Source organism: Pseudomonas sp. Lb2C2, assembly GCF_052112205.1.
Classification (GTDB): Bacteria; Pseudomonadota; Gammaproteobacteria; order Pseudomonadales; family Pseudomonadaceae; genus Aquipseudomonas; species Aquipseudomonas kilonensis.
In genome coordinates this window covers 141,551-166,172 of sequence record NZ_JAUTYW010000011.1, presented here as the reverse complement: position 1 = coordinate 166,172, position 24,622 = coordinate 141,551, and the positions used below count along the sequence as shown (strand labels likewise).

Annotated in this window: 26 protein-coding genes; 13 read left to right on the top strand and 13 right to left on the bottom strand. The window is 57.8% G+C overall.

Annotation, left to right across the window (positions count from 1 at the left end; all coding sequences use genetic code 11):
- Positions 1-42 precede the first annotated feature (42 nt).
- The 3 genes from Q7F16_RS28155 to Q7F16_RS28145 all read right to left on the bottom strand — a co-directional run bounded on the left by Q7F16_RS28155 (position 43) and on the right by Q7F16_RS28145 (position 3,480).
- A complete protein-coding gene (locus Q7F16_RS28155) occupies positions 43-1,188 on the bottom strand; it encodes a trans-sulfuration enzyme family protein (protein ID WP_046063647.1) in 1,146 nt (381 codons plus the stop codon).
- Positions 1,185-2,669: an AmmeMemoRadiSam system radical SAM enzyme gene (gene amrS, locus Q7F16_RS28150; RefSeq protein WP_046063648.1), complete on the bottom strand. Its 1,485-nt coding sequence runs from the start codon at positions 2,667-2,669 to the stop codon at positions 1,185-1,187. The genes Q7F16_RS28155 and amrS overlap by 4 nt, the downstream gene beginning before the upstream one ends.
- 97 nt (positions 2,670-2,766) lie before the next feature.
- On the bottom strand, positions 2,767-3,480 hold the full coding sequence (locus Q7F16_RS28145) for a YczE/YyaS/YitT family protein (RefSeq protein WP_046063649.1): 714 nt from the start codon (positions 3,478-3,480) through the stop codon (positions 2,767-2,769).
- 188 nt (positions 3,481-3,668) lie between these two features.
- Between Q7F16_RS28145 and Q7F16_RS28140 the strand changes: the two genes are divergently transcribed.
- Positions 3,669-4,100 carry an Lrp/AsnC family transcriptional regulator gene (locus Q7F16_RS28140; RefSeq protein WP_003204346.1) on the top strand — a complete coding sequence of 144 codons (432 nt, stop codon included), beginning with the start codon at positions 3,669-3,671 and terminating at the stop codon, positions 4,098-4,100.
- Positions 4,101-4,171: 71 nt separating this feature from the next.
- Here the strand turns inward: Q7F16_RS28140 and Q7F16_RS28135 are convergent, their stop codons facing one another.
- The 6 genes from Q7F16_RS28135 to Q7F16_RS28110 form a co-directional block, all read right to left on the bottom strand.
- Positions 4,172-5,365 (bottom strand): MFS transporter, encoded by a 1,194-nt coding sequence (locus tag Q7F16_RS28135; protein WP_409556045.1) that lies wholly within the window; start codon positions 5,363-5,365, stop codon positions 4,172-4,174.
- A 19-nt stretch (positions 5,366-5,384) separates the two neighbouring features.
- On the bottom strand, positions 5,385-5,987 hold the full coding sequence (locus Q7F16_RS28130; RefSeq protein WP_046063651.1) for a DUF1349 domain-containing protein: 603 nt from the start codon (positions 5,985-5,987) through the stop codon (positions 5,385-5,387).
- Between the two features lie 4 nt (positions 5,988-5,991).
- Positions 5,992-6,645 carry an HAD family hydrolase gene (locus Q7F16_RS28125; RefSeq protein ID WP_409556046.1) on the bottom strand — a complete coding sequence of 218 codons (654 nt, stop codon included), beginning with the start codon at positions 6,643-6,645 and terminating at the stop codon, positions 5,992-5,994.
- Positions 6,645-7,319: a dihydrofolate reductase family protein gene (locus Q7F16_RS28120; RefSeq protein ID WP_409556047.1), complete on the bottom strand. Its 675-nt coding sequence runs from the start codon at positions 7,317-7,319 to the stop codon at positions 6,645-6,647. The genes Q7F16_RS28125 and Q7F16_RS28120 overlap by 1 nt, the downstream gene beginning before the upstream one ends.
- A gap of 29 nt (positions 7,320-7,348) precedes the next feature.
- Positions 7,349-8,377 (bottom strand): zinc-dependent alcohol dehydrogenase, encoded by a 1,029-nt coding sequence (locus Q7F16_RS28115; protein WP_409556048.1) that lies wholly within the window; start codon positions 8,375-8,377, stop codon positions 7,349-7,351.
- 320 nt (positions 8,378-8,697) lie between these two features.
- Positions 8,698-9,567, bottom strand: coding sequence for a response regulator transcription factor (locus Q7F16_RS28110; protein ID WP_046063655.1), 870 nt, complete (start codon positions 9,565-9,567; stop codon positions 8,698-8,700).
- Between the two features lie 313 nt (positions 9,568-9,880).
- Here Q7F16_RS28110 and Q7F16_RS28105 point away from each other — a divergent pair, with 313 nt between their 5' ends.
- The 12 genes from Q7F16_RS28105 (at position 9,881) to Q7F16_RS28050 (ending at position 20,150) form a co-directional block, all read left to right on the top strand.
- Positions 9,881-10,075, top strand: coding sequence for a Flp family type IVb pilin (locus Q7F16_RS28105; protein WP_008070254.1), 195 nt, complete (start codon positions 9,881-9,883; stop codon positions 10,073-10,075).
- Positions 10,076-10,232: 157 nt separating this feature from the next.
- Positions 10,233-10,427: a Flp family type IVb pilin gene (locus Q7F16_RS28100; protein ID WP_046063656.1), complete on the top strand. Its 195-nt coding sequence runs from the start codon at positions 10,233-10,235 to the stop codon at positions 10,425-10,427.
- A gap of 26 nt (positions 10,428-10,453) precedes the next feature.
- Positions 10,454-10,984 carry an A24 family peptidase gene (locus Q7F16_RS28095; RefSeq protein ID WP_046063657.1) on the top strand — a complete coding sequence of 177 codons (531 nt, stop codon included), beginning with the start codon at positions 10,454-10,456 and terminating at the stop codon, positions 10,982-10,984.
- A 2-nt stretch (positions 10,985-10,986) separates the two neighbouring features.
- Entirely contained in the window at positions 10,987-12,315 is a 1,329-nt protein-coding gene (locus tag Q7F16_RS28090) for an AAA family ATPase (RefSeq protein WP_409556049.1), read from the top strand.
- Positions 12,316-12,330: 15 nt separating this feature from the next.
- Positions 12,331-13,143: a Flp pilus assembly protein CpaB gene (cpaB, locus tag Q7F16_RS28085; RefSeq protein ID WP_046063659.1), complete on the top strand. Its 813-nt coding sequence runs from the start codon at positions 12,331-12,333 to the stop codon at positions 13,141-13,143.
- Between the two features lie 72 nt (positions 13,144-13,215).
- Positions 13,216-14,532 (top strand): TadE/TadG family type IV pilus assembly protein, encoded by a 1,317-nt coding sequence (locus Q7F16_RS28080; RefSeq protein ID WP_409556050.1) that lies wholly within the window; start codon positions 13,216-13,218, stop codon positions 14,530-14,532.
- A gap of 8 nt (positions 14,533-14,540) precedes the next feature.
- A complete protein-coding gene (locus tag Q7F16_RS28075; RefSeq protein WP_409556051.1) occupies positions 14,541-15,020 on the top strand; it encodes a TadE/TadG family type IV pilus assembly protein in 480 nt (159 codons plus the stop codon).
- Entirely contained in the window at positions 15,020-15,514 is a 495-nt protein-coding gene (locus tag Q7F16_RS28070) for a TadE family protein (protein WP_046063662.1), read from the top strand. Before Q7F16_RS28075 ends, Q7F16_RS28070 begins: the two co-directional genes overlap by 1 nt.
- Complete coding sequence (locus Q7F16_RS28065; RefSeq protein ID WP_014339536.1) at positions 15,508-16,728, top strand: AAA family ATPase; 1,221 nt, start codon at positions 15,508-15,510, stop codon at positions 16,726-16,728. The genes Q7F16_RS28070 and Q7F16_RS28065 overlap by 7 nt, the downstream gene beginning before the upstream one ends.
- A gap of 3 nt (positions 16,729-16,731) precedes the next feature.
- A complete protein-coding gene (locus Q7F16_RS28060) occupies positions 16,732-18,174 on the top strand; it encodes a CpaF family protein (protein WP_046063663.1) in 1,443 nt (480 codons plus the stop codon).
- On the top strand, positions 18,171-19,157 hold the full coding sequence (locus Q7F16_RS28055) for a type II secretion system F family protein (protein WP_046063664.1): 987 nt from the start codon (positions 18,171-18,173) through the stop codon (positions 19,155-19,157). The genes Q7F16_RS28060 and Q7F16_RS28055 overlap by 4 nt, the downstream gene beginning before the upstream one ends.
- Positions 19,158-19,184: 27 nt before the next feature.
- The gene (locus tag Q7F16_RS28050; RefSeq protein ID WP_046063665.1) at positions 19,185-20,150 is read left to right on the top strand and encodes a type II secretion system F family protein; all 966 of its coding nucleotides are present in this window, start codon (positions 19,185-19,187) and stop codon (positions 20,148-20,150) included.
- A 1,008-nt stretch (positions 20,151-21,158) separates the two neighbouring features.
- Here Q7F16_RS28050 and Q7F16_RS28045 read toward each other — a convergent pair.
- The 4 genes from Q7F16_RS28045 to Q7F16_RS28030 all read right to left on the bottom strand — a co-directional run bounded on the left by Q7F16_RS28045 (position 21,159) and on the right by Q7F16_RS28030 (position 24,549).
- Entirely contained in the window at positions 21,159-21,428 is a 270-nt protein-coding gene (locus tag Q7F16_RS28045) for a DUF3613 domain-containing protein (protein WP_014339532.1), read from the bottom strand.
- A gap of 22 nt (positions 21,429-21,450) precedes the next feature.
- Complete coding sequence (locus Q7F16_RS28040; protein WP_046063666.1) at positions 21,451-22,164, bottom strand: tetratricopeptide repeat protein; 714 nt, start codon at positions 22,162-22,164, stop codon at positions 21,451-21,453.
- A gap of 56 nt (positions 22,165-22,220) precedes the next feature.
- On the bottom strand, positions 22,221-23,444 hold the full coding sequence (locus Q7F16_RS28035; RefSeq protein WP_079304863.1) for a type II and III secretion system protein family protein: 1,224 nt from the start codon (positions 23,442-23,444) through the stop codon (positions 22,221-22,223).
- A 478-nt stretch (positions 23,445-23,922) separates the two neighbouring features.
- Entirely contained in the window at positions 23,923-24,549 is a 627-nt protein-coding gene (locus Q7F16_RS28030) for a serine-tRNA(Ala) deacylase AlaX (RefSeq protein ID WP_046063668.1), read from the bottom strand.
- Positions 24,550-24,622: the final 73 nt, after the last annotated feature.

Sequence of the window (24,622 nt, the reverse complement as noted above, 5' to 3'; positions counted from 1 at the left end):
AGCAACGAGCCATTGAAGGCCCGTTGCTCTGATCAACGCCCGCTACGCAGGATCGAGTGAGCTTTCTTGATCGACCTTGCTCTCCATGGCTTCGAATGCCTGCAGCAGGTCTTCCTTGAGGTCTTCCAGGTCTTCCAGGCCAAAGCACAATCGAACCAAGCCTTTCTCGATGCCCATGTCCGCTTTTTCCTGATCCGTCATCGAGGCATGGCTGCCACTGAAGGGTTGGGCAACCATAGAGGTCACGCAGGCCATCCCGGTGCCTGTGCCAAACCACTTGAGCGCGCTGGTGAACGTTTTGTAAAAGGGCACCAGATCCGGCCGAATATCAACAAACACAATGCCGCCATAACCGGTCAGCTGTTTGCCATCCACGCGTGGGTAATAGACATGCTCAATAAACGGCAGCTCGCGCAGATAGTTGAGCATGCTGGATGTCGTCTGGCTGTGTTTCTCCATGCGCAGGTTGAATGTCTGCATGCTTCTGCGAAGCAGCCATGCGCTATTGGGGGTTAATATCGTGCCCGAATAAAAGCGGCCTTCAAGGAGACGGTTATAAATCTTCTCGTTGTTGACCAGAACCAGGCCGCCCATGACATCGCTATGCCCAGAGAAGTATTTGGTTGCGCTGTATAGGGAAATGTCGGCGCCAAAATTCAACGGCTTCTGGAATATCGGCGTGGCCCAGGTATTGTCAACGACCACCAGCGCCTGCGGGTTGATTTGCTTGACGGCCCTGCTGACCGCATGAATATCAATGTCTTTGAGGAACGGATTGGTCGGTGTTTCGAAAATGACCATGTCGACGTTCGCCGGCAATGCCTTCAACCCGTCTGCCGTGGTCAGATCCAGAATCGTCAGGTCTGCGCCAATGCGTGCCGCATACCGCTGGAACAGTTTATAAGAGCAGCCATAGATGTATTTGTTGATGACCAGCGAGGCACCCGGTTTCAACAGTTCCAACACCATGTAGATGGCGCTCATCCCGGTGCTGTAGGCCAGGGCATATTCGCTGCCCTCCAGGGAGGCGACGACCTGCTCCAATTCAGTCACATTGGGATTGGCCTTCCTTGAGTAGAAGAAGGCTGAGTCAGCGCTGAAAGCACTGCACTGATAAATGGGCGTTACCGAAGGGCGAGCGTCCCGGTCATCGACCTTGATATGAAGTATTTCAGTAGACACTTTCATGCTTGGCTGACCAGTTTGATGACCTGTTCATACATGTTCTGCTTGCCCTCATAACCAATGGTCGGGGTGATGTCATTTTGCGAAATACCAATCTCTTCAATCGACTCCGTCGGGAAGTGAGCCCTGTCGAATACTTCATGAAGGTTCGAGTTCACGCCGTTGGGAAGCCAGACCTCAGGACCGGTTTCATCGATGCGTGCCTTGGCAATAATGAATCGATAGCTTTCATGCGGCCGCAGCGTCAGTGATTTCCAATCGCTGTTGTGCCCGTCCGTATAATTGCGCCGCAGGTAGACGGTCTGTTCGAAATCTTCGGTATTCAGCACTTGGGCATGCAGCGATACGATATCCCCATGCCACTCGAACTTGCGTTTCTCGTAAGCGCTCAGCGCGTCCTCTCGCAGCTCGACAGGGGCGTTCGCCTGATGCTCGCCGAGTAATTTGAAATGCGCGTCGTGCCCGCATTGAGAGCAGCACCCTTTGCTGTCCAGCCCGATGATTTCAGCGTTCAAGCCATAGCGGGTGACGAGCAGGGCGTTACAGTTGTTGCAGCTGGTATTGGTTCCCTCGATGTCATTCACGTTGCCCAGGTAGACATGCTCAACGCCCATGCTCCGAGCAACGTCCCGAGCCTTCAGCAGACGGTCCACAGGGGTGCGGATGCTGTTGCTCATTTTGTAATCGGGGTGGAACCTGACGAAGTGCAGCGGTACATTCGGGCCCAGTTCATCCAGGACCCATTGGCTGATCTTCCTGGCGGTTTCCTCGTCGTCGCTGATGTCGGTCACCATCAAGGTGCTGACCTCGACATATTTGCCAGCGTCATAGACTTTCTTTATGCCGGCGAGGACTGGCTCTACCCAGCCTGTCGTGACCTTGCGGTAGTATTCCGGGGAAATGGATTTCAGCGAAATCGAGAAAATATCGATGACTGGCAATAATTCATCAATGGCTTCTTCACTGATGAAGAACGCCGATTTATACAGGTTGATCAGGCCCGCTTCCTTGGCCAACTTTGCCGTGTCGAGAATGAATTCATGCCAGACAACCGGATCGTTATACGTCCAGGAAATGACGCGTATTCCGTGCTTGAGTGCGGTCTCCACAACCTGCTCAGGGGTGTAGTAGTAAACGTCTTTGTCGGTGACGTACTTGGCTTGCGAGGTTTTCCAGTTGTGACAATAACCGCAGTTGAGCATGCAGCCGATATTGCCTAGGGACAGGATCCGCTCTCCAGGGGCAAAGTGGAAAACGGCTTCGGTTTCTATCGTTTCTTCTGTGCTGTGAACGCCTTTGCCATAGTTCAATGTAACGAGTCTGCCGCCTCGGTTTCCGCGCACTTTGCAAAAACCTACCTTGCCTTCCTGTATGACACAGTTTCGTGGGGAAAGATGACACTTGACGACGCCCCCGGGGAGTATTTCTTCCAGTTTTGCCGGGCTGCTTTCCAAGGTCCAGTTCTTGTTTTTTGTAGTGTCCATATCTCACTCCTCATCACGGAAGTTGCTTTCGATAGCATCGGTTTAAAAAGTCGAGGCGAAGCAATCCTGCCGCCCTATAGGGCAGTCATGTTTTTTATCAGTAAGCGGATGAAGCGCTCATCAATCCATAGTTTTTAAGTGCAAAGCGCTTGGTATTCATGTTCATGAACGGTTGAATAAGTGGACCGATCACTAACAGGAATGCAATCGTTCCTATACCGAAGGGCCCGCCTAAGAGCCAGCCGCTCGAAAAGATGCCGATTTCAATGATCATTTTGGCTTTGGTGAATGACCAGTTCCATCTGGATACCATGGTCAGTACCACCAAGTCCATGATCCTGATACCAATACCGCTCATGATGATCAATGCGGATGAATAGGCACACAGCAATAGCCCCGCCGCCAATAATGAGTAGTCATTCATTCGGGCAATCAAATATTCTCCGAGCCCCAGCCAGGACCAGAGATCGATCAACAGCCCAGTCAGCGTGGTTGTAATAAAGGGGCTTATCGGGGGATATTTCTTGTTCCAGAGCATCCACCAAGTCAGGAAGAACAGCGACACGATAGCCGAACAAACACCCATGCCCAGCATAAGTATTTTATCGATCGAGATAATCAAGACGTCTAGAGGGTCAGTGCCCAGTTGACTGATGATGAAGCACTTGGCGCCCAGCGAAAAAAAACTGACGCCCATCAGGTACATCACGATCTGATCTTTCTTGAAATGCTGGAGACTTAGGACTTGCGTGCCAATGTGCTGAATGAGCGGGTGAGTCTTTTTTTCACACTTTATCTTTTCATCTTCCATGCGAACACCATCCCTGGAGAGAATATTTTATTATGAGTGCGTCACGCTAAAGAGCAGGGCTATTGATTGCCCTCAGGTTTTCAGGCTGGAAATAGACTAGCGTCCTGCTTTATTTTGGTGCATGCTTTTTTTAATGAAAAACGCGGGCTTTTCATTAAAATTTATACTTTTAACCGGGGAAAACGCACATGGATCGTATAGACGTCAAAATCCTGGGTAAGGTACAGGACTGTGGTCGCATTTCCATCACAGAGCTTTCCAAGCACGCGGGGCTTTCTATTCCTGCCACCAATGACAGGTTGCGCAAACTTGAAGACTCAGGGGTCATCAAGGGCTATTGCGCTCAGTTAGATCCCACCAAACTGGGGTACGGCATATCGGCTGTCGTCGGCATCACCACCCTCAAGCCGGCGAAATCCAAACTGATCGCGACGCTCACCGACATACCCGAAGTCGTTGAGTGCCTGCACATCACGGGAAACGACTCCTACCTGATCCGGATCTACGCCAGATCCATGGCTGAGATCGAAGACATTATTGCGAAAATCAATGCGTATGGAGAGACGCGTACCAGCATCGTCCTGTCCATTCCTATCGAGAGAAGAAAGCTCGCCCCGTGAGCCAGGGTGTCTGTCCGGCAGGGTCGGGGAGTGGTCGATCGACGAGGTCACTCCCCGGCCATGGGGCCGGTCTAATTCCGGCATGGGTGGGGAGGCTTGTATGGCCAGCGAGACATCCATACGAGTAATAGCATCATGGCGGCGGGGCAGAGAGTGACCGCCAGTAAACCGATGTGCAGATCCGAATGTGCTGAAATAACCCCTACTAGCCATGGAATCAGGCTGCACCCGGCATTACCGGAGGCGGTCAGTACAGAAAACATCGTTGCGCCACCTTGGGGGTACGCGTCAGCAGTAATGGCAAGCATCGTTGGCCATAGGCAACTGCCTGAGAACCCTGCGGCGATGGCTGCGGTTAACGCCATTGCAGGGCTCGGTGCAAAGCTGATCACGAAAAACAGGACGACAGTAACGGCACAGCATCCCAGCATCAATGAAATGGCGGGTATCCGTTCTTGCAGCAGGGCAGCGGCAATGCGCCCGAGTGCCATACCAACGGAGAAGCCGGCGAGGGCAAAGCCCCCCACTTCTTTTGAATAACCCAATCCTTGTTCAGCGAAGGCGGGTAGCCATTGGGACAGTCCCACTTCTGTTGCCCCACCTAGAAAGATAGCAACCATGCAGGCGATGAAATAAGGCTGCTTGATAAGCGCGGGCATGGATTCACGCTGCACGTGTTCCTGTATCAAGGGCGGTAAGGTTAATCGTATAAACAATAGAAAGGTTGCCAGCGGCGCAAGGATCAAACCCAGGGCAACCAGGCGCCAGGAAATGTCCCATTTCAACGCGATGCTTGCGATCAGCACAGCACTTACAGCCCCGATGCAGAAATACGAATGCAGCCAGTTCATGGCGGCGCTTCGGCGTTCGGGTTGCAGGGCTGCGACAATGGGGCTGAGGATCATATCCAGCACGCCTGCACCAAACCCCATTACGGCAACAGCAGACAGCAGACAGGTGTAGGACGGTGAGAAAGCCACAAGGCCCAAGCCTGATAGAGTGATCATCAGCCCAAGGAGGATAATCAGTTTGGCGTTGCCTCTGTCTGCCAATGGCCCGGTGATCAAAATTGCCATTATAAAACTGAGAAACATCACGGCGGGAATTCGCCCCAGTTGCTCCGTTGTCAGCCCTGACGAGGGGCCAAAGGCATCACTGAACGTTGTCAGGTAGACCGGCAGAAAGTTGAGTGCCATGGCCAAACACATCATGGCTGCATAACAAGCGTAAAGCGCGCGGCGATTAGGGTTGGGCGGAGACAGCATGATGTAGAAACTCTTGAGATTAGAAGCGAGGGGCGCCGTGCTCTTTCCAGCAGCATTCTGTCCATTCAATCTGTGAGAAGTGCGCGGCAAAAGAAGAGTCGCCCGGGCTGCTGGCAAAAAATCCGAATTGAACAAGTTCTTCTGCATGAAACATGTGAAACATGCGCATCATGCTGAAATTCGTCCCGTCAATCGAGTTTTCAAGGAGAAAGTCGCTGCCTCTTCGGCTCAGTCGGTAATACATGGTCTGTGTGGTGCGATCGAAATTAACCATGGACCAGTCCGAATACCCATTATTTGTCACGACAGAAAATAGTTGCTGAAAGCCGTTGCTCTGATACTCGATGCCGCTTTTCATCCAATTATTTTTATCCTGGTAAATAAACAGGCCGCATTGGTCGAAGTAGGTGCATGAGGCAAAAGCCACTTTGGCTTTCAATGTCCAATATTGTTCCTTGCTTGCAACGACAATGGCGGGTGCGTTGTCATACTCCAGGCCGTAATAAGTGCCTTGCCAGAAATCGGTGTCGGGGGTGGTGTGAATAATTATTTCACGGTCACTGATGGAGGAGTGCCCTGGCGCATTAATCCAGGTCCAGTCTGACGTATTCAGTGTTTTCATCTTCTTATTGCTCGGAAAACCAATGGGTTATTTCACCGTGGTGGTGAGCACGAAAATTCGCTGCGCTCAGGTCCTGCTGTCCCGAATTGGGGTTAAGCAAGCCAATACAGAACATCGTTGCGGCTTTTGCCGCAGCCACACCATGGGCGGAGTCTTCAATCACTACACAGGACGAGGGCGCGATGCCCAAGCGCTTAGCGGCCATGAGAAAAATAGCGGGGTCGGGCTTGCTATGTTCGATATCATCGCCACAAACAATCTCAGTAAAGAAAATGTGTAAGCCCGCTTTGCGCAAAACGATTTCAACCAGTTCTCGTGGCGAAGAAGAGGCCACTGCGCAGGGTATTCCTGCTTTATTTAATGTGCCGAGAAGTTGCGTCACGCCTGGCATGGGGGGCAGGGGCTCTGAATTCAGTGCGTCCACCAGCTGCTGGTGATGCTCCGCCATAAGACAATCCAGAGACTGTGCCAGCCCATATTCAGTCTTGATGGCGTTCCACATATGACGCTGGGTGGTTCCTACAAAACGCGACAGTTCTGTTTCATTGAGCATCACGCCGTAGCGCGCATAAGAGTGCCTTTCCTGTTTCATATAGACCGGCTCACTGTCGACCAGAACGCCGTCCATATCAAAGATGAACCCTTGAATGGCAGTCATCAGTGCGTACGCTGCTGTTTGGGGTCGCGCTTGAAATGCAGGAAGTTATAGTGCGAACGTGCTTCGAACTCATGCAGTTTGAATGATTTAGTCATTTCAATATCTTGGAAGCCTTCACCATCTATTAGCGTAGTGGTGTCTGATCCACCAATAATGATGGGTAGCTGCATGAGCATGATTTCGTCGACTAAGTCGAGATTGAATACCTGCCAATTCAGTTGGCCGCCACCCTCGACCATGATGTGGTTTATTCCGCGGGCTTCCAGCATCGGGAAAAGCTGTTTGAAGTCGACTCGTGCGCTGCCTGCAAAAAGTACCTCTTTACCATGGGCGCGGATTTGCTCGATCATCTCGTGGTCACGAGCCAGCTCTGTGGTCGCGATGATCGTTCGCTCGGGAGAACTTAGAATTTTTGCGGACGCTGGAAAGTTCAGTGATGTTGTCGGAATGATACGAACAGGGTTGCGACCGCTCCCGTAGCGATTGGTCAATTGGGGATCGTCGGTGATGATCGTGTTACGGCCGACCATAATGGCATCCACTTCGCCACGGAATTTGTGGATGAAGCGCATGTCTTCATCGTCGAAGTGCTGAAAAAGCGGTTTGCTGGAGGCTTCATTGCCGAGCGTCAGTTTGCCGTCAATGGAGACTTGACTGAATACAGTAACTTTCATAGAGGATTCACTTGGAATATGTGTGAGATTTAGCGTGACAGGTGTTTGGGGTTGGGGGTGAAAACGCTTTTTACCGTGGGTGCGGAAGGATCATTCAACAAGCTATCGAATGCTGTTGAATACGCCTCAAGTGGATAACGATGGGTGACTAGCTTTCCAAGTTCAGGAAGCCTATGAGCCAGACGCAGCGCTTGGGGAAAATGTTGATTGTATTCGCCCGCTGCAACGATGCTGATGGCATTGACCAGAAAGTGTTTTACCGGAAGCGGATATTCATAATTTCCGTTAAATCCGAACAGGACAATCCGACCACCCCGGTCGACCCTGCTGGCGGCTGTCTCGAGCTGATTGCCAACGGTATCGATGACCACATCAAACTTTTCGTGACCTTGCCCAGGGCACTCAAGTTCCTCAGGGCGCACTATGTCCAAACCCAGGGATTGTCCGAATTCAATTCGAAAGGTATTCAAATCGGTCGCACATGTATGGATACCCATGGCACGCAAAAGTATTTGCGCGACCAGGCTCATCGGGCCCGAGCCGAGAAGCAATACGCGTTCCCCCGCCTTGATGGACGCTTGCTCGATGTTGTTCAAAATACACGCTACGGGTTCGATCAGGACGGCTGTCTCCCAGCTCATATCGTCCGGGATGTCATGCACAAAACGCTCGTGTGTGACGAAACGCTCTGCAAATGTGCCGTGCTTGTTGACACCGGCAATGTTCAAGCCCGCATTTGAACCGCCGCTACAGAGATGGGTTTTAGCTGAGTTGCAGTGTTCACAGTTACCACAATATTCGTTGGGGTCTACAACCACACGCATGCCTTTACGCAGGCGTGTAACACCTGCCCCGACATTGACAACGACGCCAACGGCTTCGTGACCACGCACGATGCCCATCTGTCCTTCTTCACGCCCGGACAACACCGCCAAATCTGTTCCGCAAATACCGGACAGTACAATGTCTATTTCTACACCGTCGGCGGGTAGGATTTTGAATTCGTCGAGACTCACCAAGCTCAACTTTTGCGCGCTCACTAAACTGATTGCCTTCATATACCCATCAGCGCTCTATTTGATTGTTGGATGAGGCTTGGAAACTAGAGAACTCGCTCCGCTGTATCTGGAGCGGTCTACGGACGAAGCCCGTTAGTCCATTTGGAAACGGCCGGCATTATGCAAGGCTGATAGAGTTTATTTCAGTCTAAAAAGAATTACCGATAGCGACATGATGATTCATGTTGTTTCAGCTTGGCAGTCCATGTGCCGTAAATATTGGAAGTGGATTGTTTTTTTCTAATCTGACGGGGTGCGGATTTTATTATTTGGATACAGGTTGCAGGGGGCAACGAGAGCAAAGAGCGTGAGGAGCGCTTTCATCCTTCCAGGCTGTGCACCAGGTTTTCAATTGCTTCCAGAGCTGCCTCATCCGCAGGCGCCGGTGCAGGACTGGCGCTGCGCATCTGGTACGCGAGACGGTATTCACTGGGGGTGCAACTGGCGTATTGCTTGAAGGCGCGGGCGAAGTAGGACGGGTCCTTGAAGCCAGCCTCATAACCGATGCTGGTGATGGGCATCTGGCTGTTGTCGAGCAGTTCCTTGGCAAAGCTCATGCGTTTGTTCAGCACGTAGTCGGTGAAGCCGAGCCCATTGGCTTCCTTGAACACCCGGCTGAAGCGAAATGTCGTCATGCCGCAACGCTTGGCCAGATCGCGCTGATCGATGCTTTCGCGAAAATGCTGGTCGATGTACAGCATGATGTGGCTGAGGGCCTGGTGCTTCTGGTGCCCGGAGGTCAGGCGAATGCTGTCCGGCAGGGTCGGGGAGTGGTCGATCTGCGAGGTCTTTCCCCGGCCATGGGTATTGCGGCGCAGCTCGCACAGTTGCACCACGGCTGTCAGGTAGCGCTTTCTCTCGGCGGCAGTCAGGGGCAGCACCATGTATTCCCAGACGCTGGAGCGCATGGCCCACACCGCCAGTTCTTCGGAGTGCTGCACGGTGAACATGGTGATGGGGATGGTCGGAACGGTTCGCTTGATCTCCAGCAGGCGCCGCAAGCCTGGCGTGTCCGGGCGATCGAAGTGGATGCAGATCATGTCGACCTGTTCCCCGCTGGGCAGCATGGCGTTTTTTGCCAGCGTGCAGTCGCACGTGTCCTGAAACTGGGAGGCGAGTTCCTTGGTGGACCGATCATGGGTCAGATCGAACCATAACAGCTTTGGCTTTCCAGTCGGATTGAACGTCATAGGACGACTACTCACAGGTTCTTTCTGCCCTTTAGCTAGCAGTATTGTCACTGTGCCATCACTTCGCCGAATAATTTTTTATAAAAATTCGATCTTTTAGCGCCACCCCCCGTCACGGGATGCTGGCGAGCGCCCGTTTGCGCTGCGGCACGGATGGATTTCCCGACCCCTGGCGCCTTTTCCATCCCCGCAAAAAAATCCTAGCGATGTGCAAAATCCTCCTAACGGCTATGACCACCTGCTGACTAGGGTTGCATCAGGCAGTTCGCAATGCACTGCCCCTTGAGAAAACAATCCCGATGAGGTGTGCGAAATGACTCTTCAAACAATCAAAGCTTCGGTACTGAAGTTCGCCAAAGATGAAGACGGCCTGACCATTGTGGAATACGCCGTGGCCGGTGGATTGATCACCGTATTGGTGGCGGCAGCCTTCGTTCTTCTGGGCGGTGCCGTGAATACCAAAATCCGTGCACTGTGCCAGGCGGTCAACGGCAACGTTGCCTGCTGACAGCGGTAACTTGCAGTGAAGGGGACACGGTCACTCTCAAGGAATAACCGCTTGCGACTCTTTTGCAGTGAGTACAACGAATAAATCAAATGGACTTCGCGCTGTCCCCTCCCACCAGGTTTTTAGCAGTACTTCTTATCAGCGTGAGGTTCATGAAATGACTTTCCAGACAATAAAAACTTCGATCAGCAAGTTCGCCAAAGATGAAGACGGCCTGACCATTGTTGAATACGCGGTGGCGGGTGGCTTGATCACGGTGCTGGTAGCCGCCGCATTTGTCCTTCTGGGCGGTGTCGTGGATACCAAGATCCGGGCGCTGTGCCAAGCCGCCAATGGCAACGTCGCCTGCTAACAATAACCACACTAGGGAGACGCATCATGTCCATGGAATTGCTGGTGTCGACGGTACTGCTGGTAGGACTGCTGGGTGTGGCGGTGGTGAGCGATCTGCGTCGCCACCGCATCCCCAACACGCTGGTCCTGTTGGGCCTTGCCCTGGGGTTGGCCGGCCAGGTTTATACCGGTGGGTTCGGCGGCCTGGGCGACAGCCTGTTGGGCATGCTGATCTGTTTCGGGTTGTTCCTGCCCATGTATGCGGTCGGTGGCATGGCCGCCGGTGACGTCAAGCTGATGACCATGGTCGGCAGCTTCCTGCCTTTTCATTACGCACTGTGGGCGGCGCTGTTCAGCCTGATCGCCGGCGGTGTGTGCGGTTTCCTGATCGTCCTGGCCCGTGGCCAACTGCTCCAGACCCTGGGGCGCTACTGGCTGATTGTGCGAGCCCAGTCCTATCTGGCGCCGACTTCCGATGAAGTGGCCGGCAAACCCTTTCCTTATTCGATTGCGATCCTGATCGGCACTTTGAACAGCGTCTACTGGCAACTTGTTGCCGGCGGCTGGGGAGTCTAGTCATGCACGTCATCAACGATAGCGATGCCTACCCCAGCGAACGGGAAGCGGTACAACGCCTGGCGCCACAGCCCTGCACCATTCGCGACACCGGCCTGAGCGACAGTTTCCTCGGTGAGCTGGTGTGCAAGCATCTGCACGACGCCGGTGTGCTGGACATGACGCGGCTGGTAGAGCGCCTGGCCCTGACCGGCGCGGTGCTGGAAGAAGTCCTGGCGTTCCTGCGCAAGGACGGTCGCGTCGAAGTGCTGGGCCAGTTGGGGCAAGCGGGCGGGCAGACGCTGCGTTATGGCCTGACCGAGCGCGGCCGCAGTTCGGCGCGTGACGCCCTGGCCCGCAGCGGCTACATCGGCGCAGCGCCATTCCCGGTGAGCACCTATCGCTCGCTGATCAAGATCCAGACCATTCACCATGGTCGCATCACCGCCAAGGACATGCACCAGGCCCTGGCCGGCCTGGTACTGAGCCAAGGCATGCTCGACCAGTTGGGCGTCGCCCTGAATTCCGGGCGGGCAATCATGATCTACGGCCCGGCGGGCACGGGAAAAACCTACGTCAGCAGCCGATTGATCCGGCTGTTCGCCGAGGCCATCTGGGTGCCCCATGCCATCGTCATCAACGAGTCGGTGATCGAGATCTACGACCCGCAGGTGCACCAGCGCCTGGATGACAACGGCCAATCGAACAACCTGATGCTCAACGAAGGCATCGACCGCCGGCTGCTGTGCTGCAAACGCCCGATCGTCATCACCGGCGGCGAGCTGAACATGGAACAGCTGGACGTGCGCTACGACCCTTTCACCCGGCAATACCAGGCGGCGTTGCAGCTCAAGGCCAGCAACGGCCTGTTCATCATTGATGACATGGGCCGCCAGCGCATGGCTCCAGCCGAGTTGCTCAATCGCTGGATCGTGCCCATGGAGGAAAAGCGCGACTTCATCAACCTGGGCGGCGGCCGGCATTGCGAGCTGCCGTTCGACCTGGTGCTGGTGTTTTCCACCAACCTCAATCCCCTTGAATTGGCCGACGAGGCCTTCCTGCGGCGCATTGGCTACAAAGTGCAGTTCGGCTACCTCAAGCCTGAGGAATACGAACAAATCTGGCGCCAGGAGTGCGAACGCCTGGGCATCCCGTATGACCCGCTGCTGGTGCGCTATGTGTTGCAGCGGCTGTATGCAGGCGAAGGCATGCCGCTGGTGCCTTGCCATCCCCGTGACCTGTTGAACATGGCGCTCGACCGCCAGCGTTACCTGGGCGGTTCCGGGCCCCTGTCGCCGCAAGAGCTGGAATGGGCCTGGCACAACTACTTCGTTCAGCTCGACTTCCTTTGAACTGGAGATACCGACATGAGCTCTCGTACGCTTCCGCTGATAGGCGTTTCCCTGGTAATGGGCCTTGGTGCCGCATGGATGGCCGACTCCTGGTTGAGCGCGCGACTCAACGCGACCCCCGATGACCACTTGCGAAGCGTGGTGGTCGCCACGGTGGAAATCCCCTTCGGGCAAATGGTCGAGGCCCAGCAGGTCACCACCGTGCGTATGCCCATGGACACGATCCCGGACGACGCCTTCGATGCCAGCGAACAGGCCGTGGGCAAGATCGCCACCTTCGACATCTTGCGTGGCGACATCGTGCGGGGCGCGCGGCTGAGCGAGCACTTGGGTGGCAGCACCCTGGCTTCGCTGATTGCGCCGGACAAACGCGCCATATCGGTACGCGTGGATGATGTGGTCGGCGTGGGCGGCTTCCTCTTGCCGGGCAACCGGGTCGATGTCTTGGCCACCAAGACCACCAGCGCCGGCAGCAACAGTGCGACGTCCCGGACCATCCTGGAAAACCTGCGGGTGCTGGCGGTGGATCAGACGGCGGGCACCGACAAGACCCAGCCGGTGGTGGTGCGGGCGGTGACGCTGGAAATGTCGGCCACCGAAGCGGAAGCGCTGGTCACTGCACAGACCGAGGGCAAGCTGCAATTGGCCTTGCGCAACCCGTTGAACCTGGAGAAGAAGGCCGTGGCCGTTGCACCGCCAGCCCCGGCGCCAGTCATGGCGATGGCCGCTCCACAGCCAAAACCTGTGGTACAGCGCAGTGCCAAACCGCAAGGCGGGGCGATCACGCTGATCCGCGGAACTGAAAGCAGTGTGATCAATGTCCGCTGAGTAAAACCCTCCATGCCAGGCCCTTGCGGGCCGCGGCGATACCGATCCTCAAACGTTGTAAATGAGGGCTCGATGATGAATGCCAATATCCGGCGCCAGGGAGGGGCGGTGAGTGTACTGATGGTGATTGCCCTGGTGGCGATCTCCATGATGGCGGCGTTGGCCCTCGATGGCGGGCACATGCTGCTGAACAAGACGCGCCTGCAAAATGCGGTGGATGCCGCCGCCTTGGGCGGTGCCAAGACCCTGAGCCAGGTGAGTGGCGGCATCAACATGGCCAGCACTACCCGCGCGGCAGCCCTGGACACGCTCAACAGAAATGCCAATGCCTTGGGCAACACCGAGCTGGCCACTGCGGTCGCCGGCAACCCGGGTGCGTTTGCCGTGGTGGAGCTGTCCAGCAGCGTCTACGGTCCGTTCTCCTACCCCGGGCCTGCCGATGCCAAGTACGTACGGGTGTCGGTGGCCAGTTATCAACTGAACGGGTTTTTCTGGAGCTTCGTGCAAACGATGGGCAGCGCCGGCTTGGGCAACAAGCGCGTGGCGGCGATTGCCACCGCAGGTCCCAGCCCCACCTCTCCTTGTGACTTGGCGCCGTTGATGGTCTGTGGCGATCCCACTCAATACAACCCGGCTGCCGGCAACTTCTGGGGGTATCAATTTGGCGACCTGGAAGTCTTGAAGACGGCGGCGGGAAACACCTCGCCCATCGGCCCGGGCAACTTCCAATTGCTGGATTTCGGCTCAGGTGGCAGTGCAGTCCGCGAGGATCTGGCCGGCGGTGGCTCGGTCTGCCGCAGTGTTGGCGACAACGTACAGACCGCGCCAGGTAATAAAGCGGGTCCAACTTCCCAAGGTTTGAATACGCGCTTCGGTATCTACAACGGCCCGGTCAGTTCTTCGGACTACCCACCGGACCTGGTCACGTCCTCAGGCACCCCGGCGATCACCTACAACGATTCGCTCTCCCAGGCGCAATACAAAGGCCAGTCCATCACCTCGAGCAACGGCGATCTCTCGGCAGGCGGCGAGGCGATACAGGACTACAACGACTGGCGGGCCCAGGTCGCCGCCTGTGTGGCGGGGGGCGCCAGCGGTTGTGAAAGCAACGGGGTTTTCGAGCGCCGGATGCTGAAGATCGTGATTGGCGATTGCGCCGGGAAACTGAGCGGCTCGACGTCGATTCCGGTCCTGGGGTTCGGCTGCTATTTCGTCCTGCAACCGGTGAACGGCGGTGGTTCGGAGTCGATCATCTTTGGCCAGTTCGTCCAGGAGTGTGAGGGCGACAACGTACCTGGCCCGACGCCGTCCACCGATTCCGGCCCACAGATCATCCAGCTCTACAAAACCTATCTCAACGGCAGCGGCACTCCGAGCACTGACTCGTAGGAGGCGTCATGGGACTTTCTCATTTCAAGCCAGCGCAAGCCCAGCAAGGCGTGGCGCTGGTGGAATTCACCCTGGTGCTGCCATTGCTGCTGTTGTTGCTGCTGGCCTTCGGCGAGTTCGGTCGCATGCTTTACCAGTACAACGTGCTGTTGCAGGCCAGTCGCGATGCCGACCGCTTCCTCGCCAGCCAGGCGTGGAACACCACCCTGGGCGGCATTACGTTGAACAACACGCTGCTGACCCAGACAAAAAACGTTGCCGTGTATGGCGTGCCCAGTGCTACCGGCACGGCCGTGGTGTCAGGGTTGACCACGGCTAACGTGCAGGTCGCCGCCGAGGGCATCGATCATGTGCGCGTCACTATTACCTACACCTTCTGCCCGGTGATTGGTGCGGGTAGCTGCACGGGGTCGATTCCAGGATTTTTCGGCAATGCCATTCCCTTGGGCATCCAGTTGGTCGCAACCACCGTCATGAGGGCGCTGTGATGAATAACAAACACATGCGCGGCACCTACATCGTGGAGTTCTCGTTCGTGGGCTTGTTGGTGTTCATCCTGCTGTTCGGCGTGGTGGAAATGGGCCGGCTGTACTTCACGGTCAATGCGCTGGATGAAGCCGCGCGGCGCGGTGCGCGCCTGGCAGCGGTGTGCAATGTCAGCGACCCGGTGGTGTTGCGTCGGGCCATCTTCAACGCCGCGACGGACGCCGGCACCAGTCAACTGATCAGCAACCTTGCGACGTCTAACCTGGCGCTGACCTACCTGGACGTCAATGGCGCCGTGGTAGCGAACCCCGCCGACACGTCCGGCGCCACCGGCTTTCGAGCCATCCGCTATGTCCAGCTGAGCGTGCAGAACTTCGTTTTCAACCTGTTCATTCCCGGCTTAGGCGTGCCCATTACCTTGCCCACGTTCAGGGCAACCTTGCCACGCGAAAGCCTTGGGCGTCATTCCGATTCCGGGGAGATCACACCATGCTGAACACTAGGGAAACTCCGCTTTCGTCCACTACCGGCAGAGCCGGGCTGCGGATACTGATCAGCAGTCGCGATGCCACGTCCCTGCGCGACCTGCAATGCGTCTGCCAGCGCATGCCTGGCCTTGAGGTCAGCACGCGCCTGGTCAGCAACGGGCATGTCGACCCGCTCTACGGGCTTGACCGCATGCCCGACCTGCTGCTGCTACGCGTCAGCCACCTGTGGCGCGAAGAGTTGTCAGCCTTGCTGCAACGTCCGGCCCATGAACGTCCGCCGATGCTGGTGTGTGGTCCTTTGGGTGAGCAGGAAGGCATGCGCCTGGCGATGCAGGCCGGCGCCCGGGACGTGCTGCCCGAACCCATCGCCGATACAGAATTGGTGGCGGCCCTGAATCGCCTGGTGACGGAAGTCCGCCTCGGCAACGGCAACGAAGGGAAGCTGATCGCGGTGATCAGCGCCAAGGGTGGTTCCGGCGGAACCCTGGTGGCGTGCAACCTGGCCCAGCAACTCAGCGCCCGGGCAGGCAATACGCTGTTGCTGGACATGGACCTGCAATTTGGCAGCGTGACCCATTATCTGGACGTGGCGCAGTCCCACAGTCATCTGGAAGTACTGCAACAGGTCGACGACATGGACAGCGTCGCGCTGCGGGGCTTTTGCAGCCACTTCAGCCCGACCCTGCATGTGCTCGGTGGTCGGGCGGGCGAGTTGTGCCTGCCCCAGGACGCCCAGCCCGAACAGCTCGACGCCCTGTTGCAACTGGCCCGCGCCAGTTATGACTGGGTGGTGGTGGACCTGCCGCGGCAGATCGATCACCTCACCGGCTCGGTGCTGGAACAGGTGGACCGGGTGTACGTGGTGGTGCAACAGAGCGTCAGCCACCTGCGTGACGCCAGCGCCCTGGTGCGGATCCTGCGCGAAGACCTGGGCGTGCGCGGGGATCAATTGCAGATCGTGATCAACCGCTATGACAAAAACGCTGCTGTCAGTCTCAAGGACATCGGCGAGGCCCTGCGTTGCGCGAACCTGTCGAAATTGCCCAATGACTTCAACCTGGTCAGCCAGAGTCAGAACACTGGCGTGCCGTTGGGGCTGCATGCGCCGAAGGCGGCAATCACCGCCGCCCTGCGCGATTTGACCGAAGACCTGGTCGGTCACCAGATGGCCACAGACAAGGGCCTGCTTAAACGTGCCTTCAACCGTTTTTTCGGGGGATGACCCATGATCAGCGACTTTCGTAACCGCTTGCGCAAACAACCCGCCAAATCCGCCGCCTCAGCGGGCACCCAGCCCGAGGACGGCCTGCCGGACCCGACAGACGCGTTGATGGCCTGGGAGCAGGCCATCCCGGACGTGCTTTACGAAACCCGCAGCCAGGTCACGCCGGTGGAGGCCGAATGGCGGGAGAAGATCTACCAGCAACTGCTCAAGGTCATGGACCTGTCGTTGCTCGATGCCCTCGAACACGTCGAGGCCACTCGGCAGATACGCGATATCTGCCAGCGCCTGCTCGAGGAGCATTCGGCACCGGTGAGTACGGCCAGCCGGCAATTGATCATCAAGCAGATCACCGATGAAGTGCTCGGCCTCGGGCCGCTGGAACCGTTGTTGGCCGACCATAGCGTGTCCGACATCCTTGTCAACGGCTTTGCCTCGGTCTACGTCGAACGCTTCGGCAAGTTGCAACGCACCGACGTGCGTTTTCGCGACGACCAGCATTTGCTGAACATCATCGACCGCATCGTTTCGAGCCTCGGGCGGCGTATCGACGAGTCCTCGCCCTTGGTGGACGCCCGGCTCAAGGACGGTTCGCGGGTCAACGCGATCATTCCACCGCTGGCCATCGACGGTCCGAGCATGTCGATCCGGCGCTTCGCCGTGGACCTGCTCAACACCGACAGCCTGATCCAGGTCGGCACCATGACCCCGGCCATTGCCTTGCTGCTCAAGGCCATTGTTCGCGGGCGCCTGAACGTGCTGATCTCCGGCGGGACCGGTAGCGGCAAGACCACCATGCTCAATGTGCTGTCCAGTTTCATTCCCCACAACGAACGCATCGTCACCATCGAGGATTCGGCCGAGCTGCAACTGCAACAGCCCCACGTGGTACGCCTGGAAACCCGGCCTTCGAACATCGAGGGGCGCGGCGAGGTGAGCCAGCGGGAGTTGGTGCGCAACAGCCTGCGGATGCGCCCGGACCGCATTGTCATTGGCGAGGTGCGTGGCGCCGAGGCGATGGACATGCTCACGGCGATGAACACCGGCCACGACGGTTCGCTGACCACCATTCACGCCAACACCGCACGGGATGCGTTGGGGCGAGTCGAGAACATGGTGTCGATGACCGGGGCGACTTTTCCGATCAAGGCCATGCGTCAACAAATTGCCTCGGCCATCGATGTGGTGATCCAACTGGAGCGTCAAGAAGACGGCAAGCGACGCGTGGTGAGCATGCAAGAGATCAATGGGATGGAAGGGGAGATCATCACCATGACCGAAATTTTCTCCTTCGTGCGCCAGGGCATCGGCGAGCATGGCGAGGTGCTTGGGGATTATCGGCCTAGCGGGATGATCCCGGCCTTCCGCGATGTGTTGGCCAAGCGCGGCATCGAACTGCCGCTGACTCTGTTTCGCCCTGAGTGGATGGAGGGCCGGACGTCATGAGCAATATCCCCAGTGAATTCATCCTGATGTTCCTTGGCATGGTGTTCATCGCCGTATTCCTGCTGTCCCAGGGCGTGGTGGTGCCGGTGTTCGGTGAGGCCGGCAGGATGCGCAAGCGCATTCGCGGGCGCCTGCATGTACTGGAGAAAGCCAACCACTTGCCCAACATGCAGACCGTGTTGCGGCAGAAATACCTGACGCGCCTGTCCCCACTGGAAGCGCGCCTGGAACAGCTGCCATTCATGGCCAACCTGACCCAACTGATCGAGCAGGCCGGGCATGAATACCGGGCTTATCGGGTCATGCTGCTCGGTCTGGCCCTGGGGGCGGCGGCGGGAGCCTTGGTGCTGATGGTCTCGCCCGTCTGGTGGATGGCGCTGCTGGCGGCATTCGCGGTGACCTGGGTACCGGTGTTGAAAATCCTGCGTGACCGCAACAAGCGTTTCGCTGCGTTCGAGGAGGGTTTGCCGGATGCGCTGGACGCCATGTGCCGGGCCCTGCGCGCCGGCCATCCGTTCAACGAAACCCTGCGTCTGGTCGCCGAAGAGCACAAGGGGCCGGTCGCCCAGGAATTCGGCATGACGTTTTCCGACATCAACTATGGCAACGATGTGCGCCGGGCCATGCTCGGCCTGCTGGAGCGCATGCCGAGCATGACGGTGATGATGCTCGTGACCTCGATCCTCATCCACCGCGAGACTGGCGGCAACCTGACCGAAGTGCTGGAGCGCCTGAGCCGCTTGATTCGTGGGCGTTTTCGTTTCCAGCGCAAGATTCGGACGCTGTCGGCCGAAGGGCGCATGTCGGCCTGGGTGCTGGTGGCGATCCCGTTCGTGCTGGCGATCGCCATCGTGCTCACCAGCCCCAGCTACATGCCGGTGCTGATCAATGACCCCATAGGGCACAAGCTGATCATCGGCGCGTTCTGCGCCATGTTGATCGGGATTTTCTGGATAAAAAAGATCATCCGGATCCAGGTTTAAGCGCTGTCGCGCCGAGAGGTATCAGTCATGGACTTTTTGCTCGGATTGTTGAGTCGGTTTACCGGCAACGAAGAACTGGCCCGCCTGTTGTTCATCGCCGCGATTGGCCTCAGTGCAGTGTTGGCGGCCGTCGCGCTCCTGCTGTTGATGTTGGGCCTGCAGGATCCGGTGCAGCGGCGCCTGGCGCTGATCAAGCGCGGTTACGCTGGCAACACCGCAGGGCAGGAGGCACCCGGTAATCTGCAGCTCTTGCTGGAGCGGGTCGGCCAGCGCTTTGCCTCGACCGACCAGGCCCACGCGTCGGCCACCCAGACCTTACTGACCCACGCCGGTTACCGCTCTGCCTCGGCGGTGCAGATGTATTGGGCCGTGCGCCTGATGCTGCCGCTGTTGCTGGTCGGCGTTGCGTTGTTGCTGTTGCCGATGGTCAAGGTTTCAGTGGCCATCGGCTTGCTGGGGGTGACCCTCGTGGCGGGCATCGGTTGGTTGCTGCCGGCGATCTACGTCGGCAAGCGCAAGCAGGCACGCCAAGGCCGGCTGCGCGCCGCGTTCCCGGATGCGCTGGACCTGATGGTGGTTTGCGTCGAGTCGGGCCTGGCCCTGCCTACGACGATTGAACGGGTGGCTGAAGAGATGTCGGTCAGCCAGGTCGAACTGGCCGAGGAACTGGCGCTGGTCAATGCGCAGATCCGGGCGGGTATCACCAGCACCGAGGCCCTCAAGCAACTGGCCGTGCGTACTGGCCTGGAGGATATCCAGGGCCTGGTCAGCCTGCTGGCGCAAAGTATCCGATTCGGCACCAGCGTGGCCGATACCCTGCGGATCTACGCCGATGAGTTCCGCGACCGGCGTACCCAGGCCGCGGAAGAAATGGGGGCCAAGATTGGCACCAAGCTGATCTTTCCGCTGATTTTCTGCCTGTGGCCGAGCTTCTTCCTGGTCGCTATTGGTCCGGCCATGATCGGTGTGTTCAGGGCCTTTGGGAATATGTAGATCGGTGGTCTTATGTTCACCACAGTCCCATTGTGGGAGCGAGCTTGCTCGCGATGGCGGCCTGACAGCCGGCCAGGGTTTTGTTGATCGAGTACATATCCGTTGCTGCGGTAACGGCCACTTATGGTTCCGCTCTTACAGCGGGTCACTTTCGAAAAGCGCGAAAGTAACCAAAGCGCTTCTGCCCCACCACTCGGTGCCTCGCTTAGGCTCGGCATGCCCGAACGAAGGCATTGCTCCGTGGGCCGCCGCGAAGGGCCATCCATGGCCCAGCGCGGCTAACCCGGCATCCATGCCGGGTTGCCCACTGCGCAATGCCTGCGTTCGGCCATCGTGGTTAACGGGGCGCCGAGATCAACGTCCACCGCGAGGCGGCCTAGTAGCCGACCTGGCTCTCCCGGTCGTACACCCCATCAGATCTGTGGGAACCATCAGATATGTGGGAGCAAAGCTTGCTCGCGAGGCGGCCTAGTAGCCGACCTGGCTCTCCCGGTTGTACACCTCATCAGATCTGTGGGAACCATCAGATATGTGGGAGCAAAGCTTGCTCGCGAGGCGGCCTGACAGCCGACCTGGCTCTCCCGGTCGTACACCCCATCAGATCTGTGGGAGCAAAGCTTGCTCGCGATAGCGGTTCGACAGTCAATGAAGGTGTGGACTGTCAGACCACTATCGCGAGCAGGCTCGCTCCCACAGGTTTTTCCGGCGCCCACCGACTGATCACTCCAGCCAACACACCGCACCTGTGGCGAGGGAGCTTGCTCCCGCTGGGCTGCGCAGCGGCCCCGGCTTTTTGCGGCTGCTCTGCACCATTGTGGGAGCGAGCCTGCTCGCGATAGCGGTGTGACAGTCAATGAAGGTGTGGACTGTCAGACCACTATCGCGAGCAAGCTTGTTCCCCCAGGTTCTTCCGGCGGTCAGCCAAAAGACCGCAGCCCCCGGCAGTTCCTACATCGGATCAAATGTAGGCGCTGTCGAGGGCTGCGGTCTTTTCGTTTCCAGCATGCTTCATTTGCTGCTGGTGATTTCTCCTGCCGAGTCCTGGTCAAAGAATTCCGGGATCGGGTAGTTGAAGCTGTTGAGCCAACGCTGCATGGCCATCTCGCGTTCGGCGGACGAGGCGGTTTGCAGGTTGGTGGAGGCCACCACGCCGCGAATCTGCAGTTGCATCCAGCTCTCGGTGCCTTGCTGTGCTGGCGAAGAGGGGCCAGGCTCAATGGCCCAGGCGCTGCTGGACAGGCCCACCATGCACACGATCATCAATTGTTTGGTCATCATTTTCTGGACTCCTCGTAACGCTCTACTTGACCGCGCCGGTTGAAGCATCGACAACTTCGGTCAGGCGGTTGGGGGGTGACGTCACTGCCTGAGGGGCCGAGCCCCTGATCTTTTCCGCACGGGCCTGGGCATCTGCCACTTGCTGGGGGCTCAGCTTGGCCATGTTGGCGAGCTCGGCGGCCTGCTTCCAGTTGTCCTGGTAGATCAGCAGGGTCACCATGTTGAGCGCGGCCAGCGTGTCTGACTGCTGGAGCTCCATGGCGGTCATGAACTCGAAGCGGGCTTCTGAAATGCGTCGTTGATTGAGGTAGACAACCCCCAGGTCATTGCGGATCTTGCCGTCGGTCGGGGCCATTTTTGCTGCGCGTTCGAGGTATTTCGTAGCGGCCGCATTGTCATTTTTGGCGACCGCCAACTGGCCAAGGCCATGTTCGCCATCAGCGGCCAGGCATGTCCCGAGCAGGCTTTGGTACAACGGTGCAGCCTCGTTGCGCCCCATCAGGCGCAGCACCCGGGCCTTGCGCAGGCGGACCTGGACCAAGTCCTCGGGCAAGCGTTCGAGGTTTGCCAGGCTGGCGTACAAACGGCCCTCGTTGGCCATGTCTTCAGCCATGTTCAGGGCCAACTCCTGGTCGGATCCTGGCTTGGCGCAATCGGCCGAGCGTGAAGCCACCACGCCATTGCTGGCACAACCGGCGAGCATCAAGGTTGCCGCTAATGCGATCACTGTTTTCATTGAATGCCCCTTGGCAACCCGTTGGAGAGTGGATGCCTTGCACATCAGTCGCCGGCTCATTTGGAAAGCCCGCTGCGGTTGTCGAACTCGCCACTTTCGAGGAAGTACATGCGGTAGAAATTCGGGTCGTAATTGCGCAGTTGCTCACCCGGCAATGTTGGCAGTTGCGCGTCGGCAGCCAACGGTTGGACCAGGTGCGGGGTGACGATCATCAGCAGCTCGCGCTCTTCGCGGTTGATGGCGTTGTCGCGAAAGAACGCACCAAGGATCGGCACATCGCCCAGCCCCGGAAACTTGTTCACCTGTGAGCTGTTGCGGGTGCTGATCAGGCCACTGATGACAAAGCTTTCGCCATCGGCCAGGGCGATGCTGGTATCGGTACGGCGCACTGTGAGTGCTGGCACCAGTGTCCCGGCGATGTTCACCGCGTTGGTGAAATCCAGCTCACTGACTTCCGGTGCCACCTTCAGCACGATGCGGTTCTTGCCGATGACGGTGGGGGTCAGAGTCAGGCGAATACCGAATTCCTTGTACTCGATGGACACGTTGTCGCTGCCTGCGCTGGGTACCGGGATCGGTACTTCGCCGCCGGCCAGGAAGCTTGCGCTCTGCCCGCTGAGGGCCACCAGGCTTGGCCGCGCCAGGGTATAGGCGAAACCACTGCCTTCCAACGCGTTGATCATCAACAGGGTTTGGCCGGTGGCGAAAGACAGGTTGAACATGTCGTTGTTGGCCGGCAACGAAGGCCGGACAACTCCGCCGATGGTGGGCAAGGTCCTCGGCGAACCGAACAGGAAGTTGCCACGGCTGCCGAAAATCGACGTCGAGGCTTCCTTGAGTTTGGTCCGGCTGACCTCAACGAAACGAATGTCGGTCTGCACCTGGGCGAGCAGCATCGGGTCTTCGGAAGGGATGCTCGCAGCGCTGGTCAGCGCCTCGGTGGCCCGGCCTTTGACAAAGACCATGCTCTGGCGCGGTATCTTCGAACAGTCGGTCCAGACCATCAGGCTGGTGGCGCCGGGCGCCAGGCCTGTGAGGATGAAGGCATCGCTGCCACTGGGCTGCACATCGGCAATTTTCGGATCGCCGACCGCCAACTTCGTCACGGGGGCGAGGATGCGCAGTTCGCTCTGGTGCCCTTGGCCGACCTCGAAGGTCGCCGGCAAATTGTCCAGTTGCGAACAATTTGCCGCTGCGGCCTGGGCCGCCTCCAAGCCAAGACCCATCCAGAACAGGCCATGAATGAAATGTTTTAAAACGGGTGCAGTGCGCTGGGTCATGAAGTGATCCTCGATGAAGAGACCATCCCTAGGCTTAACTATTTGCCTCGGATCACTTAAGAGGCCCGGGCTGCCCCTTTCCATCTCGCCTGACCGTTCATTGATGCCGGTTTCAGGCCTCGTCGCTATAAGCAAACGGGCGCGTTTCACCGGCCTGACTGAACGACAGGCTGCTCGCAAACAACGTTTCGGTACCCGGGATCTCCGGGATTTTCGAAGGCAGTGACGGTGTCGATCAGGTCGCTTCAGGAGCGTTTTACCGACCCCGTCCTTGCTTCTGTTTGACGGTAGTTCAAGCATGGCAAAGCGCCACGCCTGGAATCAAAAAAATGACTAAAAAGTGACGGAAGGGAAAATTCGCGCAAGACGCCGTCAATAATATGACTTTTTGTGTTGTGAAGGGGGGATTCGCAGGATCAGCTTTGTCTGGGGGAGGCGGGGCCTGCGAGCCATTGCTGGTCGCAGGGGCTGGCGGATATCAGGCCACGTGGTAGTGCACTGACAGTGTTCCTTTCTTTTGCGAAAGCGAGGCGATGGTGACTGTTCCCAGTTCCTGCAGGCGCTGCACGTGGGTGCCGCCACAGCCATAGGCGGTCAGTTCACCGAAACCGACTTCGCGCAGGCCTTCGCGCAACGTGATCAGGCGCGGCAGGTCATCGGCAATCCATTCGTCGATGCCTTGCTGAATCATCGAGATGTCCAGTTCCTGAGGATTTTCCCCTGGCTGGAACTGCACGCGGCTTTCGCCGGGCCAATGATGGGCCTTGATCGGCGTCCAGCCACGGGTCTCGGCGAAATGGCCGATCAGGTGCCCAGCCGAGTGCAGGCGCGCATTCAACTGTCGGCGCTGCGCCTCCACGTTGATCTCAGCCATGCCCAAGGCCACCGGGCAGTCGACGTAATGAACGATTTGTGGCCCATCCTGGACCACGCGCAGCACTTGGCTTTCACCGATCCATCCGGTGTCGCAGGGTTGCCCGCCACCCTGGGGGTGGAACAGGGTGGCGTGCAGCACCACGGCAAATTCATGTTCCCGGGGGCTGCAATCCAGGACTTCCACGTTGGCCTTGAGGTCATCGCTATGGAAAAAGAGGCGAAGCGTCATGTGCCATATCCACATCAGAAATTGTGACGGGATTATAGGGAGGGCGTAAAAGGGTGATAATCCGTTCAAATTT

What these genes read in the sequence shown, in the direction of transcription:
- Q7F16_RS28060 (WP_046063663.1), top strand. Translation starts at nt 16,732, where the DNA reads ATGATCAGCGACTTTCGTAACCGCTTGCGCAAACAACCCGCCAAATCC.
- Q7F16_RS28115 (WP_409556048.1), bottom strand. Translation starts at nt 8,377, where the DNA reads ATGAAGGCAATCAGTTTAGTGAGCGCGCAAAAGTTGAGCTTGGTGAGT.
- Q7F16_RS28130 (WP_046063651.1), bottom strand. Translation starts at nt 5,987, where the DNA reads ATGAAAACACTGAATACGTCAGACTGGACCTGGATTAATGCGCCAGGG.
- Q7F16_RS28145 (WP_046063649.1), bottom strand. Translation starts at nt 3,480, where the DNA reads ATGGAAGATGAAAAGATAAAGTGTGAAAAAAAGACTCACCCGCTCATT.
- Q7F16_RS28110 (WP_046063655.1), bottom strand. Translation starts at nt 9,567, where the DNA reads ATGACGTTCAATCCGACTGGAAAGCCAAAGCTGTTATGGTTCGATCTG.
- Q7F16_RS28035 (WP_079304863.1), bottom strand. Translation starts at nt 23,444, where the DNA reads ATGACCCAGCGCACTGCACCCGTTTTAAAACATTTCATTCATGGCCTG.
- Q7F16_RS28030 (WP_046063668.1), bottom strand. Translation starts at nt 24,549, where the DNA reads ATGACGCTTCGCCTCTTTTTCCATAGCGATGACCTCAAGGCCAACGTG.
- Q7F16_RS28070 (WP_046063662.1), top strand. Translation starts at nt 15,020, where the DNA reads ATGAATAACAAACACATGCGCGGCACCTACATCGTGGAGTTCTCGTTC.
- Q7F16_RS28080 (WP_409556050.1), top strand. Translation starts at nt 13,216, where the DNA reads ATGATGAATGCCAATATCCGGCGCCAGGGAGGGGCGGTGAGTGTACTG.
- cpaB (WP_046063659.1), top strand. Translation starts at nt 12,331, where the DNA reads ATGAGCTCTCGTACGCTTCCGCTGATAGGCGTTTCCCTGGTAATGGGC.
- Q7F16_RS28140 (WP_003204346.1), top strand. Translation starts at nt 3,669, where the DNA reads ATGGATCGTATAGACGTCAAAATCCTGGGTAAGGTACAGGACTGTGGT.
- Q7F16_RS28095 (WP_046063657.1), top strand. Translation starts at nt 10,454, where the DNA reads ATGTCCATGGAATTGCTGGTGTCGACGGTACTGCTGGTAGGACTGCTG.
- Q7F16_RS28050 (WP_046063665.1), top strand. Translation starts at nt 19,185, where the DNA reads ATGGACTTTTTGCTCGGATTGTTGAGTCGGTTTACCGGCAACGAAGAA.
- Q7F16_RS28075 (WP_409556051.1), top strand. Translation starts at nt 14,541, where the DNA reads ATGGGACTTTCTCATTTCAAGCCAGCGCAAGCCCAGCAAGGCGTGGCG.
- Q7F16_RS28135 (WP_409556045.1), bottom strand. Translation starts at nt 5,365, where the DNA reads ATGCTGTCTCCGCCCAACCCTAATCGCCGCGCGCTTTACGCTTGTTAT.
- Q7F16_RS28105 (WP_008070254.1), top strand. Translation starts at nt 9,881, where the DNA reads ATGACTCTTCAAACAATCAAAGCTTCGGTACTGAAGTTCGCCAAAGAT.
- Q7F16_RS28120 (WP_409556047.1), bottom strand. Translation starts at nt 7,319, where the DNA reads ATGAAAGTTACTGTATTCAGTCAAGTCTCCATTGACGGCAAACTGACG.
- Q7F16_RS28155 (WP_046063647.1), bottom strand. Translation starts at nt 1,188, where the DNA reads ATGAAAGTGTCTACTGAAATACTTCATATCAAGGTCGATGACCGGGAC.
- Q7F16_RS28125 (WP_409556046.1), bottom strand. Translation starts at nt 6,645, where the DNA reads ATGACTGCCATTCAAGGGTTCATCTTTGATATGGACGGCGTTCTGGTC.
- Q7F16_RS28100 (WP_046063656.1), top strand. Translation starts at nt 10,233, where the DNA reads ATGACTTTCCAGACAATAAAAACTTCGATCAGCAAGTTCGCCAAAGAT.
- Q7F16_RS28065 (WP_014339536.1), top strand. Translation starts at nt 15,508, where the DNA reads ATGCTGAACACTAGGGAAACTCCGCTTTCGTCCACTACCGGCAGAGCC.
- Q7F16_RS28055 (WP_046063664.1), top strand. Translation starts at nt 18,171, where the DNA reads ATGAGCAATATCCCCAGTGAATTCATCCTGATGTTCCTTGGCATGGTG.
- Q7F16_RS28090 (WP_409556049.1), top strand. Translation starts at nt 10,987, where the DNA reads ATGCACGTCATCAACGATAGCGATGCCTACCCCAGCGAACGGGAAGCG.
- Q7F16_RS28040 (WP_046063666.1), bottom strand. Translation starts at nt 22,164, where the DNA reads ATGAAAACAGTGATCGCATTAGCGGCAACCTTGATGCTCGCCGGTTGT.
- Q7F16_RS28045 (WP_014339532.1), bottom strand. Translation starts at nt 21,428, where the DNA reads ATGATGACCAAACAATTGATGATCGTGTGCATGGTGGGCCTGTCCAGC.
- amrS (WP_046063648.1), bottom strand. Translation starts at nt 2,669, where the DNA reads ATGGACACTACAAAAAACAAGAACTGGACCTTGGAAAGCAGCCCGGCA.